Source organism: Brevibacterium picturae (assembly GCF_900105045.1).
Taxonomy (GTDB): domain Bacteria; phylum Actinomycetota; class Actinomycetes; order Actinomycetales; family Brevibacteriaceae; genus Brevibacterium; species Brevibacterium picturae.
The window spans coordinates 2,318,281-2,333,011 of record NZ_LT629739.1 but is presented as its reverse complement, the minus strand read 5'-3'; the positions used below and the strand labels follow the sequence as shown (position 1 = coordinate 2,333,011).

Here is a 14,731-nt window from a genome sequence, read left to right as displayed (position 1 = left end):
AAGATACTGTAGCGTAAGTTAGCGGCCGTCCCGGCCGAAATCCACGCACACACCGACTACACGGAGGCATGATGAGCACGGACGTCACCAGCACCGTCACTCCCTCTGCGGGCCTCTCCCAGGTCACGGACCGGCTGCGCGAGTTCCTCGACACGGACCCCTATTCTGAGGCCTCGGGCAGCGGCGAGCGCCTCCACAACGCTGACCCATTCACCGGCACCGAACAGCCGCGTTTCACAGCCAACACCGCCGAGGACGTCGACCGGGCCTACGCCTCCGCGCGCATCGCCGGCCGCACGTGGGCGTCACGGTCGCCCGAGCATCGTGCCAAGGTGCTGCTGCGCCTGCACTCGGCACTGCGCAGGCATGAGGATCTCCTCCTCGACATCGTCCAGCACGAGACCGGCAAGGCCCGCATCCACGCCTATGACGAGATCCTCGACACCTACAATGTGTGCCGTCATTACGGTGTCACGACGCCGGCTCGCCTGCGCCCGCAGCGGCGTCGCGGTGCCGTTCCCGGCCTGACCCGCACCGAGGTCACACGTACTCCGCTGGGCGTCGTCGGGTTCATCACGCCCTGGAACTATCCGCTCACTCTGGGCGCGACCGACCTGTTGGCAGCCCTGGCCGCCGGCAACGCCGTCGTGCACAAGCCGGACAGCCAGACGACGCTGACGGCGATCATCATGCGCCGGCTCGCCATCGCCTGCGGCCTGCCCGCCGAGGTGTGGCAGCTGGTGCCCGGCCCCAGCACACAGCTCGGCCCCGCCCTCATAGCCGGGGCCGACGGGCTCTCCTTCACCGGATCCACGGCCGCCGGACGTTCGATCGCCGCCGAGGCGGGTCGACGTCTCCTTCCCACCGCCCTTGAGCTCGGCGGAAAGAATCCGATGCTCGTCCTCTCCGATGCCGATCTCCATGCGGCCGTGGACGGGGCGATCCGCGGGTGCTTCTCCTCGGCCGGGCAGCTGTGCCTGTCCTTCGAGCGCATCTACGTCCACGAGGACCTGTACCCCGAGTTCTGTGCCCACTTCGCCGAGGCGGCCCGCAAGCTCGAGCTCAGCGCCGACTTCGCCTACGGCCCCGGGATGGGGTCTCTGGCCGGGCCCAAGCAGTTCGCCCGGGTCAGCGAGCACGTCGAGCAGGCACGAGCCAGCGGTGCTCGAGTCATCGCGGGAGGCCGGCCTGTGCCGGAGCTGGGCCCGTACTTCTATCTGCCGACAGTGCTCACCGATGTCAGTGAGGCGGCCGAGCTGTACGCCGAGGAGACGTTCGGCCCCGTCGCCGCCGTGTATCCGGTGTCTTCCGACGCCGAGGCGATCGAGCGAGCCAACTCCAGCGAATACGGTCTCAACGCCAGCGTCTACTCCCGGTCCCATGGGGTCGAGACGGCTCGGCAGATCGAGGCGGGGATGGTCAACGTCAATGAGGCATGCGTGGCGGCGTGGGGCTCGATCGATGCTCCTGCCGGCGGGGTCAAGGCCTCAGGTCTGGGCCACCGACATGGAGTCGAGGGGCTCTACCAGTTCATGCACACGCACACGATTGCCGAGCAGAGCCTGGTCCCGATCGCCCCGTTCGGCCCGCTCGATCAGACGCGGTTCGCCCGCACCCTGACCACGGCCTTCGACGTCATGCGTGCTCTGCGAATGAAGTGAGGTTCTCGCTCAGTTGAGCGCCGTGAAGAATTTCTTCGCCACTGGCACGGCCGCCTCGGCGCCGAATCCTCCATCCTCGACGAGGACGGCCACGGCCACGTCACCCTGGTATCCGGCGAACCAGGAGTGGGTGCGCGGTGGGGTCTCGCCACCGTATTCGGCGGTGCCGGTCTTCCCGTGGACCGGTTTGCCGGGAACGTCCTGCAGCGCGCTGGCGGTGCCCTTGGTCACGGCGCGGCGCATGAGCTTCTGCATCGCCCTCGCGGCATCGGCATCAAGGATCTGTTCTCGATTGTCCGCGCGTTGGTCGGGAAGGACGAGGAGCGGGCTGACGGTGTCGCCGTCGGCCACCGAGGCTGCCATCGCGGCCACCGCCAGCGGGCTGGCCACGACCTTGCCCTGACCGATCATCTGCGCCGCATGGTTGACGGGATCGTCGTCATGAGGAACGGTGGCCATCTTCGAACCGACTCCCAGGTCGATGTCGTCCATCCCCAGGTTCGATGCTGCATTCGCCACCTCGGAGGCCGAGACCTTCTTCGCGGCGTCGACGAATGCGGTGTTGCATGATTCGGCGAAGTCGTCTTCGAAGGCGACATCGCCCATAACGTGGTCCTCGGCGTTCTTGAACGTCTTTCCGTCGACAGTCGTGGTCTTCGGACAGCCCAGTGTCGTCTTCGCCGTCATTCCCGATTCCAGCAGCGCCACTCCTGAGGCGATCTTGAACACCGATCCGGGAGCGTACTGCCCAGTCAGTGCCCGATCCCAGGCCGCGCCGTCGGGATCCTGGTTGGCCACGGCCAGGACATGACCGTCGCTGGGGCGGATCGCGACAAGCGCAGTCGGCTTCTTGCCTGTTGCGGCCGCGGTGTCGGCGGCCTCCTGCACGGCGACGTTGAGCGTCGTCGTAATGTCTTCGCCGTCCCGCTTCGGAAACTCGTGGACGAGGACGGGCTCGGAATCGGCCCCTTCGGTGCCGGGCTCAGCGTCGGCGATGAAGATCTCTTCGTTGGCTGGTCCGGTCAGCTGCTCGTTGAAGGCCTTCTGCAGTCCGCTCTTGCCGACGACGGACTCACCGGTGAGCTTTCCATCGGAGGCCTCGACCTCCTCAGCATTGGCGGCTCCTGCGGTTCCCAGTGTCGCTGCCGCGAAGCCTCTCTTGATGCTCAGCGGTTGTGTTCGGGTCTTGAACACGGTTCCGGGCAGGGAGTGGATGGTGTCTTTCACCGCAGAGTAGTCACTCTCGCGCAGAGTGATGACGGGAACGAACTGATCGGGATCGGCCGCGTCGATGCGCTCCTGCAGCGATGTGAGGTCGATGTCGAGTTCGTCCTCGAGCGTGGTGAGTGTGGCCTCAGCGTTCTCGCCGTCCGTGCCCTCGGCCTCGCCGAGCTTCGCCGGGTGGATGCCCACGTCGATGACGGTGCCCTCCGCCATCAGCTCCTCATCATCGTCGCCGAGGATCGAGCCCCGCTCCCCCGGATTTTTCTTCGACACCAGGACTCGACCCTCGTCGAGGTCGGGGTGGATCGCCTGTGCAGTGAGATCTGCCGACCACAGCAGACCCTTTCTGTGCAGTGGCAGCCGAGAGGAGTACTCCCAGACTTCATCGTCCTGGTTCGTCCATGTCCAGTTCAGCGTCGCAACCGCGCCATCATCGCTCTTCTTCGTGCCGTCGAGCTCAACGGAACGCTTCTTCATGCTCTCATCGAGCGCCCCGAGCACTTCATCATGCAGCGTCTTCGATGCATCGGTGTCCGACCAGGCGGTGGAGTCGATGGTTGAGCTGTTCAGGTCGGCAGCGGCGTCGTCGGCGGCGGCCTCTGCACGCATCGGGAGGGAGAGGAAGGCGACGACGCCTGCGCCGGCCAGCAGCAAGACGATGATGGTGATGGCCAACCAGGTTCGGGACTTCTTCGTCATGAATCAATCATCGGTGTAGTCCGCCGGGAAGTCCATTTGTGGGAAGGCCACTCGTCCAGTGAGGTGGGGATCACTCGGGTGCTGTGGGGATGGCGTCCGGGTATCGAGGGGTGGTTCAGGCGTCTTCGGTGACGACGGTGTATTCGAGCACGGGCCGGCCGGCGGCTCCGTACCGGGGTCGGCGGGCGAGCATGCCCGCGTCGGCCATGGCCTCCAAGTACCGACGTGCGGTCACTCGGGAGACACCGAGACCAACGGCGACCTCGGCGGCGGATTGTCCGGGCTTGTCGCCGAGCACGGACTTCACTTCGGTCTGCACCGCATCGGGGACGCCCTTAGCGGTCGCGGTCACTGTGTGGGTGCGCAGTGCGGCGATCGCGGTGTCGACGTCGGTCTGGGTGACCTCGCCCTCGGTGCTGTCCCCGCCGAGGCTGTTGCGGAATGAGGAGTAGGCCTCGAGTTTGGATTTGAAGACGGGGAAGGTGAACGGTTTGATGATGTACTGGGCGACGCCGTAGGACAGCGCCTCCTGCACGATCTGCATGTCCCGGGCGGCGGTGACGGCGATGATGTCGACGTCGACGCGGTGGCCGCGGATAGCACGGCAGACCTGCAGTCCGTGCCCATCGGGGAGGTTCATGTCGAGGAGGACGAGGTTGATGCAGTCTGCGTTAAGACCGTAAATCTTTCCGGTCAGAGCAGCCATCGCCTGAGTGGCGTTCTTCGCCACACCGGCGAGGTGATACCCGTCGAGGCGATCGATGTACTTCGCATGGGCCCGGGCAGCGACTGCCTCGTCCTCAACCACGAGCACACCGATGCTCGACTCAGGCGTAGTTGTTTCTGACATGTTGCCAGTCTAACCAACGTCTTTGCGGGCCGGTCTTGGTTCGTGTTACAGCCTGGGCACATCCATGACGCAGGATTGGAACGCCGCCTGAAGGGCCCGGAGGAACAGTGGAACCAGCGGAGTGAGGTCTCAGCCGGCTCTTCAGCGAACAGTCGGTAGATGGTGGTCGAACAATGGCCGTTCGGCGACCACCATCTACCGACCGTTGACTGTTCCGAACGCCGCCGGACCGTCGGCGGCAGCGGAGCGGGCGATCGCCGGACCGTCGGCGGCAGCAGAGCGGACGGTCGCCGCACCGCCGGCGGCAGCGGAGCCGCCGGACCGCAGCCTCAGGCGCGCTCGAAGATTGCGGCGATGCCCTGGCCGCCGCCGATGCACATGGTCTCGAGTCCGTAGCGGGCGTCGCGGCGCTCCATCTCGCGCAGCAGAGTCGCCAGGATCCGGCCGCCGGTCGCGCCGACGGGGTGGCCCAAGGAGATTCCGGAGCCGTTGACGTTGAGGCGGTCGAAGTCGTCCTTGCCGAAGCCCCATTCGCGGGTCACGGACAGCGCCTGGGCGGCGAAGGCCTCGTTGAGTTCGATGAGATCGAGGTCGGCCAGGCTCAGTCCGGCCTTCTCGAGCGCCTTTTTGGTAGCCGGGACGGGGCCGATGCCCATGGTCTTCGGCGGCACGCCGGCCACGGCCCAGCTGACCAGACGTCCGAGCGGCTTGAGCCCCTGTGCTTCGGCGTTGGCACGGGTGGTGACGATGCTCGCGGCGGCTCCGTCGTTCTGGCCCGAGGCGTTGCCGGCGGTGACGGTTGCCTGGTCATCGCCCTTGCCGAGGATGGGACGCAGCTTGGCGAGCTTCTCGAGGGTGCTGTCTGGACGGATGTGCTCATCGGCGACGATCTGCCGTTCGGCGACCTTGCGGGTCGCGGGGATCGTCACCGGCACGATCTCTTCGGCGAAGCGCCCGTCCTCGGCTGCTGCGGCCGCGCGCTGGTGTGAGTTGTAGGCGAGTTCGTCCTGCTCTTCGCGGCCGATCGAGTAGTCGCGGCGCAGGTTCTCGGCGGTCTCGAGCATGCCTCCGGGGACGGGGTAGTTCTTTCCGCCCGGGGTGATCCTTCCGCGGCCCAGGGAGTCGGTGAATTCGGCGTTACCGCCGCGGACTCCCCAGCGGATGGTGTCGTTGTAGAAGGGCGCGTGGGACATCGATTCGACACCGCCGGCGATAACGAAGTCTCCGTTGCCGGAGCCGACGACCATGGAGGCGTCGATGACTGCCTGCAGGCCCGAACCGCAGCGACGGTCGACCTGCTTGCCGGGCACGGTCACGGGAAGGCCGGCGTCGAGTGCTGTGACACGGCCGATGCTGGGAGCCTCGGAGGTGGCATAGCCCTGCCCCAGGATGACGTCGGCGACGAGTTCGGGGTCGAGTCCGGTTCTGGCCATGAGTTCACGGACGACGGTGGCGGAGAGCTCGTGGGCGGGGATGTCGCGGAACTGTCCTCCGAATCCTCCGATCGCGGTGCGCAGCGGTTCGCAAACGACGATGTCCTGGTCCATAGTTCCTCCACTCGATTTCGCTTCAGCCGATGATGATCAGCAGCCACCGGCTCGGCACTCCCGCACAGCCTAGGCCGGATCCGCTCGACAGCGGGGAAATGTTTCATTCGTTGGGACGAAGAATCGCTGCCCGGCCGCACGATCGGCAGGTCAGTTGCGGTCGTCGTCGACGATCCGGTCATTCGCGGTCGTCGTCGACGATCCTGCTCGGGCCCGTGGGTGGGTTGCCGGACGGCGGCTGGCTCGCCGACGGTGCGCCGGCCGAGGGGTGCCCGGTCGCCTGGCCGAGCCCGTCGGAGTCGGTGGAAGCATTGTCGGGCAGCCACACCGTGAGCACGGCGCCCTTGAAATCGTCGCCGTCCTCACCGCGGCCCTGCACGTCGACGGCCCCGCCGAGGCGGCGGATGGCCTGGACGACCAAAGACAGTCCGACCCCGCGGGTGCCCGTCTCCTGCCTGCCGAGTCCCTTGTCGATCTCAACACCGTCGTGCTTGGTCGACCACCCACGTTCGAAGATTGCGTCGACATATTCCTCGTCGATGCCCGGGCCGTCGTCGCTGACTTCGATCGAGAAGCCGCCGGCGCCACCGGACCCGCTCAGGTGCACATGCACACGCTTGTCCTCGGGCAGAACATCATGCCTGCTCAGGGCGTCGAATGCGTTGTCGACGAGGTTGCCGAGGATGGTCGCCAGGTCACGATCATCCCCGCCGAGGCGGCCGGTGAGTCCCGCTGTATCGACCGTCATGTCGATGCCCACCTCGGCGGCTTGGGCGATCTTCGACAGCAGCAGTGCGGAGAGCACGGGGTGGTCGAAGCTCATCTGTCCGTCACCGGTGACCCGGTTGAGGTCGTCGAGGTCCTTTGCGGCGAAGTCGATCGCCTCATCGGTGTGCCCGGTTTCCAGCAGGGAGACGACCATGTGGAGCCGGTTCGCGTATTCATGGGTCTGGGCGCGCAGGGAGTCGGAGAACGACCGCACGGAGACGAGTTCTCCGGAGAGTTCGGCGAGTTCGGTGTGGTCGCGCATCGTCACGACCCAGGTGTCGCTGGCGGCGTCGGTGGGCTGCTGATTGACGACGAGCACCCGGTCGTCGGTGTAGTGGATCTCATCACGGGCCCACCGGCCGGAGGAGAGCAGGTCGATGAGGGCATCGGGCAGGTTGAGGTCGCGCAGTGCGATGCCGCCGATCGGTGAGGTCGCCCGGACGGGGTCGTCGGTGGCCGGGATCTGCTCGCCCGTCGAGTCATCGCCGGCGGAGGGCAGGCCCAGGAGTTCGCGCGCGTCGGCGTTGATCAGGACGATGCCCGCCGAACGGTCGACGAGCAGGAGTCCTTCCGACACGGCCTTGAGCACCGAGGAGTAGAACTCGAGCATGCTGCGCAGTTCGGTGGCGCCGTAGTCTCCGGTGACCCGACGCAGGCCGCGGGACGTCGCCCAGGAGGAGGCGATGCCCAGGAGGAGAGTGGTGATGGCGATGCCGATGAGCCATTTGCTCTGGGCCATGAAGCCCTCCCGCACCGAATCGGCAGAGTTGCCGACGATGACGGCGCCGACGACGGTGTTGGGCCCGATGTCATTCACGCCGAGGTGTTTCGCGAAGACCGGGCTGACGACGTACATCGTGCCCCCTCCGGGGCCGCCGTCCTCGAGGAAACGGACAACGGAGTCACCGTCGGCGACCTGCGAACCATCGATGGCCGTGGCGAGCTGATCGACGGAGTCATCGGGGACGTCTCCCGAGTTCGAGGACACGATCTTCGATTCGTTGCGCTCCTGGCGGTTCGACGAGCCCAGGGACGGCGGGGTGGCCAGGTAATCGATCGGGACGACCGCGGCCACATCGAAGTCGTATTCGCTCACGACGTTGTCGAGCATCGTCTCGACGTTGCCCTGTGAACCGGGGTCGATGAAGTCGGCGGCCTCGGTCTCATCGGACCCGACGAGGCTGAGCGAGATCGACATGTTGTCTGCCGCAGACCGCAGCAGGTCCTGTTCGCGCTTCTGGTTCAGCTGCGAGAGCTGGATGTAGAGGAGACTCGTGGTCAGCACCATGATGCCCACGAGCATGATCGAGTTCGCGAACATGATGCGTCCGGCGACGCCGAACTTCATTCGTCGGCTCACACGTGCCACTGGTCCTGTCAGTCCTCCCGACATTGTGGCACGCTGATCTTTGGGCATGGGGCCATTGTGCCACCCACTGCGCCCAGCCCCGTGTCAACCAGGGGCAGGACGCCCAGTCTTGGGCTGGTCAGATTCCCGGACTCGGACGAATCAGATTCCCGGACTCGGGCTGCTCAGATTCCGAGGCTGATCGGCCCGGAGGGGACGGCTGAGCACACGAGCACCTCGTCGGCGGTGATCCGCGCAGCCGGTTCCACGGGATAGATGACCGAGCCGGCGGCCAAGGACACGGCGCAGGTGCCGCATGAGCCGCCGCGGCAGGAGCTGTCGGCCCGCAGTCCACGCGCCTCCAGAGCATCGAGCAGGGTCCCCTGCTGTGGCTCCCAGAGGAAGCTGGTGCCGGAATTCTCCAGGGTCACCTCGGCGGGCGAGCACCGGGCGATGGCCTCGCTCATGCCGGTGTTCGGAGAGGCGAAGGTCTCCTGGTGCACGGCCGGGACTCCGGCCTCGTCGCTGGCTTCGAGCACCGCGGCGGTGAAGTCTGGAGGCCCGCAGACCATGACGTTGTCGCATCCTGCCAGCCAGTCGACGAGGTCGGCGTGACCTGGTCGCCCCTGGCTCGCGGTGTCGCGGTGGTGGGTCTCGACCGGGATCTGCCGGCCGTGGGCACGCTTCTGCAGGCGGTCCCACAGGCAGGCCGTCCGGTGGTCGCGGTCGACGTGGAAGAGCTTGATCTTCTGGGTTCCCTGCAGTTCGGCCCCGCGCATCAGCCCGAGGCTCGGCGTGATGCCGATGCCGGCGGTGACCAGCGCCGTCGTGCCGCCGAAGACACGGTTCGCAGTCATGGTTCCGTGCGGCCCCGAGGCCAGTACCGCTTGGCCGGGCGCGAGTTCGGCGACGGCTCGGGAGCCCTTGCCCTGAGTGCGGACCGCGATCGACACGATGTCCTCGGTCACGTCGGTGATCGTATAGGTTCGCCAGAACGGTTCGCCGAGGTCGAGGTGGACGCGCAGGTTGGTGCCGGGTTCGTCGAATTCGCGGATCCAGCCCTGGTCGTCGCGCAGGGAGACCTCGACGATGTCATTGCAGATCTGCTGGCTGCCCAACACCGTCATGAAGCGCGGGGTCCGGGCGGTCTTGACGAGCTCACGTGGAGCATCGCCTTCGATCTCGATCTCATCGCCGGTGCTGACCAGGCCCGATTCGAGGATCCGGCCGTAGACGCCGCAGTGCAGGTGTCCGCATGCCGAGGCCAGGACCCGGGGGACGTTGACGTCGACGGCGGTGGTGGCCGGGTTGACCGTGGTCGCCGGGCAACGTTCGATGGCCTGGGTGATGGCCAGACGCACCCCGCCGAGGCGGACGATCTTGCCGATGAGCGCGAACTCCGCGAAGGGTTCGAGTCCGTCGACGAGGACATTGCCGCGGAAGCGCAGCGGGTTCAGTTCGGTTTCGTTCGGCCCCAGGGCTGCCTGCCCGTCGGCGGTCTGGGAGATCGCGGCGACCGTGGCCGAGTTGATGACCGAGATCCCCGCGGCCTGCGAGTCGAACATCCCCTGGTCCGCGACGCTCAGTGCGCGCGGAAAGTCACCCTGTGGGGGTATGCGTGCAGAGAGGAAATCCGCCGAGGCGGCCCTGGAGTCCCGCTCATCCGTGCAAAACGTCGTGGACTCTCCTACCGGGGACGTCAGGGTCACGCTCGCCGTCGAATCGGCCACGGTCGTCGCAGAGGATTCCACCGCCTCGGCGTCGGTCGCAGTCGTCGCGGACTGAGCGCCCGCCTCGGCGAGGTCGATCGATACCTGCCACTTCTGCAGGTCGGTGTCGTTCTTGAGTACGGTGAAGGCGGAGTATCTGTGCCAGCTGTCCTGGGGGACGTCGAGGCTGCCGTTGGTGAACGCTGCGATGCGGTCGCCGAGGATGCCTCGGCCGGTGCGCACATCCGCCTCGGGGATCTCTTCGGCGGGGAACCCTTTGACGGGGAATCGGAACAGTCTGGCAACGCGCATGATTCGATTGTAGGAGCTTGGCGACGCGGGGCACCCACCGTGAGACCAATTGCACACTTGACCGATACCCTAAGGGGGTATACAGTATGGTCATGACTGAGCAACATGGATATACCCCGCAGAAGGACGCCCTTGCGAAGCGGATGAAACGGATCGAAGGTCAGGTCCGTGGGATCGGAAAGATGATCGATGACGACAAATACTGCATCGACATCCTGACCCAGGTCTCCGCAGCAACGGCCGCGCTGCACGCGGTCTCCATCAACCTCTTAGAAGAGCACATCGCTCACTGCGTGGTCGACGCCGCATCCTCAGGCGATGACGACGCCGCCCGCAAGAAGATCGAAGAGGCTTCAGCCGCTATCGCCCGGCTCATCAAGAGCTGAGGGCACCATCATCGGCGCACCTGTCGGTGATGACGCGCGAAGACAGGAGACACATCATGACGACCACCACCATCAACGTCACCGGAATGACCTGCGGCCACTGCGTGGGCGCTGTGAAGGAAGAGCTCGGGGCTCTGCCCGGGGTCACCGAGGTCGCCGTCGAGCTCAATGCCGGCGGATCCTCCCCCGTGACCATCACGTCTGAAGGGAATCTCGACGACACCGCGATCAGCGCGGCCGTCGACGAAGCCGGCTACGAGGTGAAGTGATGTCACGCGAGGTCGATCTCGACATCACGGGCATGACCTGCGCATCGTGCTCGGCTCGCATCGAGAAGAAGCTCACCCGCCTGGACGGCGTCAGCGCCGAGGTCAATCTCCCACTGAATTCGGCTCATGTCATCGTCGAGTCCGAACTCAGCGATGACGATCTCATGACCGCCGTCGAGAAGGCCGGCTACGGTGCCACCGTCAAAACCACCTCGGCGAGCGGACCCGAGATCGTCGACTACGACCCCCGGCACCTGCGCCCCCGCTTCATCGGATCGCTGATCCTGGCCGTGCCGATCGTGGCCGTCTCCATGGTCATGAGCTGGCATTTTCCCGGCTGGCAGTGGATCGTCGCGATCCTCGCCCTGCCGGTCGTGACCTGGGGCGCGTGGCCCTTCCACTCAGCGGCGTTCAAGGCCGCACGCGGACGGTCGACGACCATGGACACCCTGGTCAGCGTCGGAATCATCGTCGCCAGCCTCTATTCCTACATCACCCTGGGCCGTGCCGTCGCCGACGGCTACGGTTGGCAGATCCCCGGCGATTATCACGTGTGGTTCGAGGCTGCAGCCGCGATCACGGTGTTCCTGCTCATCGGCAGGCTCACCGAGGACCGGGCGAAGACTCGAGCCACCGCCGCGCTCAAGGAGCTGCTGAGCCTGGGGGCGAAGTCCGCGAGCGTGCTGCGCGAAGGCGTGGAGGTCCAGGTCCCGATCGATGAGCTCACGGTCGGCGATGTCTTCGTCGTCCGTCCGGGCGAGAAGATCGCCACCGACGGCGAGGTGGTCGCCGGCCACTCCGCAATCGATGAGGCGATGCTCACCGGCGAATCGGTGCCCGTCGAGGTCGGCCTCGGCGACACGGTCACGGGGGCGACGATCAATGCTTCGGGCGTGCTCGAGGTCCGTGCCACCCGGGTCGGGTCCGATACGACCTTGGCGGCCATGGCCGATCTGGTCAGCCGCGCGCAGACCGGCAAGCCCGCCGTGCAGCGTCTGGCCGACCGAATCTCCGCCGTGTTCGTGCCCATCGTCTTCGCCATCAGCATTCTCACGCTCCTGCTCTGGGGCCTGCTCACCGGCGACTGGGCCTTGGGGCTGCACGCCGCGCTGACCGTCCTCATCATCGCCTGCCCCTGTGCCCTCGGTCTGGCCACACCGACGGCACTGGCGGTCTCGTCCGGACGCGGTTCGCAGCTGGGCATCCTCGTCTCCGGGCCCGAGGCGCTCGAGTCGACGCGTTCGATCGACACGGTCGTCCTGGACAAGACAGGCACCCTGACCACTGGCGTCATGACCCTGATGGAGACTCAGCTCAGCGATGACGACTTCGCGATCCTGGCCAGGCTGGAGGCACAGAGTGAGCACCCTGTGGCTCGTGCGATCGTCGACGCTCGAGTCGCGACCCTGAGCGAGGCAGTCGGGGCCGCCGACAGCACAGAGGGCAGCACGGCTGGCAGCAACAGCGCCACCATCGATCGGTCCGGCATCGAGGGCTTTGACACCATTCCCGGCGGTGGCCTGCAGGCCACGATCGACGGCGCCGAGGTGCTCGCCGGTCGCCCGGATCTGCTCCGGGAGCGCGGGATCGACGTCTCATTCCCGGCCGAAGCCGTGCCCGCCGGCGCCACGATCGTCGCACTGGCCATCGACGCGCGGTTCCGCGGTCTGACCTTCGTCGCCGATGAGATCAAGACCGGTGCCGACGAGGCGATCACCGAGCTGCATTCCCTGGGCATCAACACGGTCCTCCTGACCGGGGACAATGCCCAGGCCGCCGAGGTGGTCGCCGGCTCGCTCGCCATCACCGAGATCCGCGCCGACGTCCGACCCGAGGGCAAGATCGCCGTGGTCAATGAGCTGCAGTCTCGGGGGCAGGCCGTGGCCATGGTCGGTGACGGGGTCAACGACGCCGCGGCCTTGGCCGGTGCCGATCTGGGCATTGCGATGGGTTCGGGCACGGATGCGGCGATGGCTGCCTCGGACATCACCATGGTGCGGTCGGATCCCCGGCAGATTCCGCAGGCGATCCGCTTGTCCCGGAAGACTCTGAGTCTGATCAAGGGCAACCTGTTCTGGGCCTTCGCCTACAACACGGCGGCCGTCCCGGTCGCCGCGTTCGGTCTGCTCAGCCCGATGATCGCCGGTGCGGCGATGGCGTTCTCCTCGGTGTTCGTCGTCCTCAACAGCCTGCGGCTGCTGCGGTTCCACTAGAGCCCGTCAGCCACCGAACACCGTGGCCCACACCCGATGGGTGTGGGCCCAGGTGTGTCACCCCTGGATGCGCGACTCGCTGTCGCCCCATTCCTGGTTGCGCAGTTCGAATTTCTGGATCTTGCCGGTCGACGTCTTCGGCAGCGCTTCGACGAGTTCGACCTCGCGTGGGCTCTTGTACTTCGCGATCTGCGTGCGCACGTGCTCGATGATCTCGTCCTCGGTCACCGGCTGGCCCTCACGCACGGTGATGAACGCCTTGGGCCGTTCACCCCATTTGGTGTCCGGGGCGCCGATGACGGCGACCTCGAGGACTGCGGCGTGGGAGGCGATCGCCTGTTCGATCTCGACGGTCGAGATGTTCTCACCGCCGGAGACGATGATGTCCTTCGACCGGTCGCGCAGTTCGATATATCCGTCCTCGTGCATCACACCGAGGTCACCGGAGTGGAACCAGCCGCCCTGGAACGCCTTCTCGGTCTCCTCGGGATCGCGGAAGTAGCCCTTCATCACGTTGTTGCCGCGCATCACGATCTCCCCGATCGTGGAACCGTCGGTCGGAACGTCGACGAGCTCATCGCCCGAATCGATCGTCACCACACGCACGGAATCGGCCTGGACCATGCCGACACCCTGGCGGGACAGGAGCCGGGCGCGGGACCTGTCGTCGAGACCCTCCCACGAGTCCTGCCATTCGCAGACCGTGTACGGTCCGTAGGTCTCCGTGAGTCCGTAGACGTGGACGATGCGGAAGTTCAGTTCCTCCATCTGCCAGATCAGGGTCGGGCTCGGCGGTGCTCCTGCCATCGTCGCGGTGATTCCCTGGGGCAGGGAATGCGCGGCCTCGGCGTTGATGATCGTCGACATCACCGTCGGTGCACCGTTGAGGTGGGTGACGCGGTGACGGTCGATGAGATCCCAGATCACGTCCCCGCGCACCTCGCGCAGGCACACCTGTGTTCCGCCGGCGGCGGCCAGCGCCCAGCCGGTGCACCAGCCGTTGCAGTGGAACATCGGCAGCGTCCACAGATACACGCTGTTGGTGTCATGGCCGGAGTGGAAGACCTCGCCGAAGGCGTTGAGGTAGGCGCCGCGGTGGGTGTACATCACGCCTTTGGGTCGTCCGGTGGTGCCCGAGGTGTAGTTGATGGACAGCGTCGCCCTCTCATCCTCAACGTCCCACGTGAGGTCCGGGGCATCCTCGGCGGCTTTGGCCAGGAACTCCGCCAGCGTCGATACGGCCGGCGAAGTGACATCGGGTCGGGCCACCTCGGCGGGCGTGGTCAGCGTCGTGTCCTCGACGTCGACGATGGCCTCAACGGTGTCGAGTCCGTCGAGGATCGGGGTGATGCTGGGCCACAGCTGCGAGTCCACGACAAGCAGCTTCGCCTGACTGTGGTTGCAGATGTAGCGGACCTCTTCGGGAGCCAGACGGGTGTTGATCGGCACGAGCACGCCCCCTGCCAAGGGCACTGCGTAGGCGGCCATGAGCATCTCGGGAATGTTCGGCATCAGGTAAGCCACCCTGTCGCCGGGTTCGATTCCGGCCGCGCGCAGGGCGTGCGCCCTCTGCTCCACGGCCGCGAAGAACTCCCGATACGTCAGGGACTGATCGCTGTAGACGATCGCGCGCCTATCGGGGAAGGCGTCGGCGGATCTGCGCAGAAAGGACAGCGGTGTTAGTTCTGTGTTCCATGTCTCCATGGGGAAACCCTACGTCACCGCGGTTCAGCGTCGCTGAGGCG

General features: G+C 66.3%; 10 protein-coding genes. 4 read left to right on the top strand and 6 right to left on the bottom strand.

Features of this window, described 5'->3' with window-relative positions; genetic code table 11:
- Window positions 1-71 precede the first annotated feature (71 nt).
- On the top strand, window positions 72-1,661 hold the full coding sequence (locus tag BLT92_RS10885; RefSeq protein ID WP_231938765.1) for a succinic semialdehyde dehydrogenase: 1,590 nt from the start codon (window positions 72-74) through the stop codon (window positions 1,659-1,661).
- Window positions 1,662-1,670: 9 nt separating this feature from the next.
- On the opposite strand, the gene BLT92_RS10880 is transcribed toward BLT92_RS10885, so the two are convergent.
- From BLT92_RS10880 to BLT92_RS10860, 5 genes are all read right to left on the bottom strand, one after another.
- Window positions 1,671-3,584, bottom strand: coding sequence for a penicillin-binding transpeptidase domain-containing protein (locus BLT92_RS10880; RefSeq protein WP_092105579.1), 1,914 nt, complete (start codon window positions 3,582-3,584; stop codon window positions 1,671-1,673).
- A 115-nt stretch (window positions 3,585-3,699) separates the two neighbouring features.
- A complete protein-coding gene (locus tag BLT92_RS10875) occupies window positions 3,700-4,434 on the bottom strand; it encodes a response regulator (RefSeq protein WP_092105577.1) in 735 nt (244 codons plus the stop codon).
- A gap of 329 nt (window positions 4,435-4,763) precedes the next feature.
- Window positions 4,764-5,981 carry an acetyl-CoA C-acetyltransferase gene (locus BLT92_RS10870; protein WP_092105575.1) on the bottom strand — a complete coding sequence of 406 codons (1,218 nt, stop codon included), beginning with the start codon at window positions 5,979-5,981 and terminating at the stop codon, window positions 4,764-4,766.
- 178 nt (window positions 5,982-6,159) lie between these two features.
- Window positions 6,160-8,166, bottom strand: coding sequence for a sensor histidine kinase (locus BLT92_RS10865; RefSeq protein ID WP_092105574.1), 2,007 nt, complete (start codon window positions 8,164-8,166; stop codon window positions 6,160-6,162).
- Between the two features lie 116 nt (window positions 8,167-8,282).
- The gene (locus BLT92_RS10860; protein ID WP_092105572.1) at window positions 8,283-10,118 is read right to left on the bottom strand and encodes an MOSC domain-containing protein; all 1,836 of its coding nucleotides are present in this window, start codon (window positions 10,116-10,118) and stop codon (window positions 8,283-8,285) included.
- Window positions 10,119-10,210: 92 nt separating this feature from the next.
- Between BLT92_RS10860 and BLT92_RS10855 the strand changes: the two genes are divergently transcribed.
- Genes BLT92_RS10855 through BLT92_RS10845 form a run of 3 tightly spaced genes read left to right on the top strand, consistent with a single transcriptional unit; the run spans window position 10,211 to window position 12,986 of the window.
- Entirely contained in the window at window positions 10,211-10,504 is a 294-nt protein-coding gene (locus BLT92_RS10855; protein WP_092109151.1) for a metal-sensitive transcriptional regulator, read from the top strand.
- 56 nt (window positions 10,505-10,560) lie between these two features.
- The gene (locus BLT92_RS10850; protein WP_092105570.1) at window positions 10,561-10,773 is read left to right on the top strand and encodes a heavy-metal-associated domain-containing protein; all 213 of its coding nucleotides are present in this window, start codon (window positions 10,561-10,563) and stop codon (window positions 10,771-10,773) included.
- Complete coding sequence (locus tag BLT92_RS10845; RefSeq protein WP_092105568.1) at window positions 10,773-12,986, top strand: heavy metal translocating P-type ATPase; 2,214 nt, start codon at window positions 10,773-10,775, stop codon at window positions 12,984-12,986. Before BLT92_RS10850 ends, BLT92_RS10845 begins: the two co-directional genes overlap by 1 nt.
- 57 nt (window positions 12,987-13,043) lie before the next feature.
- Here BLT92_RS10845 and BLT92_RS10840 read toward each other — a convergent pair whose 3' ends face one another.
- On the bottom strand, window positions 13,044-14,690 hold the full coding sequence (locus BLT92_RS10840) for a long-chain-fatty-acid--CoA ligase (RefSeq protein ID WP_092105567.1): 1,647 nt from the start codon (window positions 14,688-14,690) through the stop codon (window positions 13,044-13,046).
- Window positions 14,691-14,731: the final 41 nt, after the last annotated feature.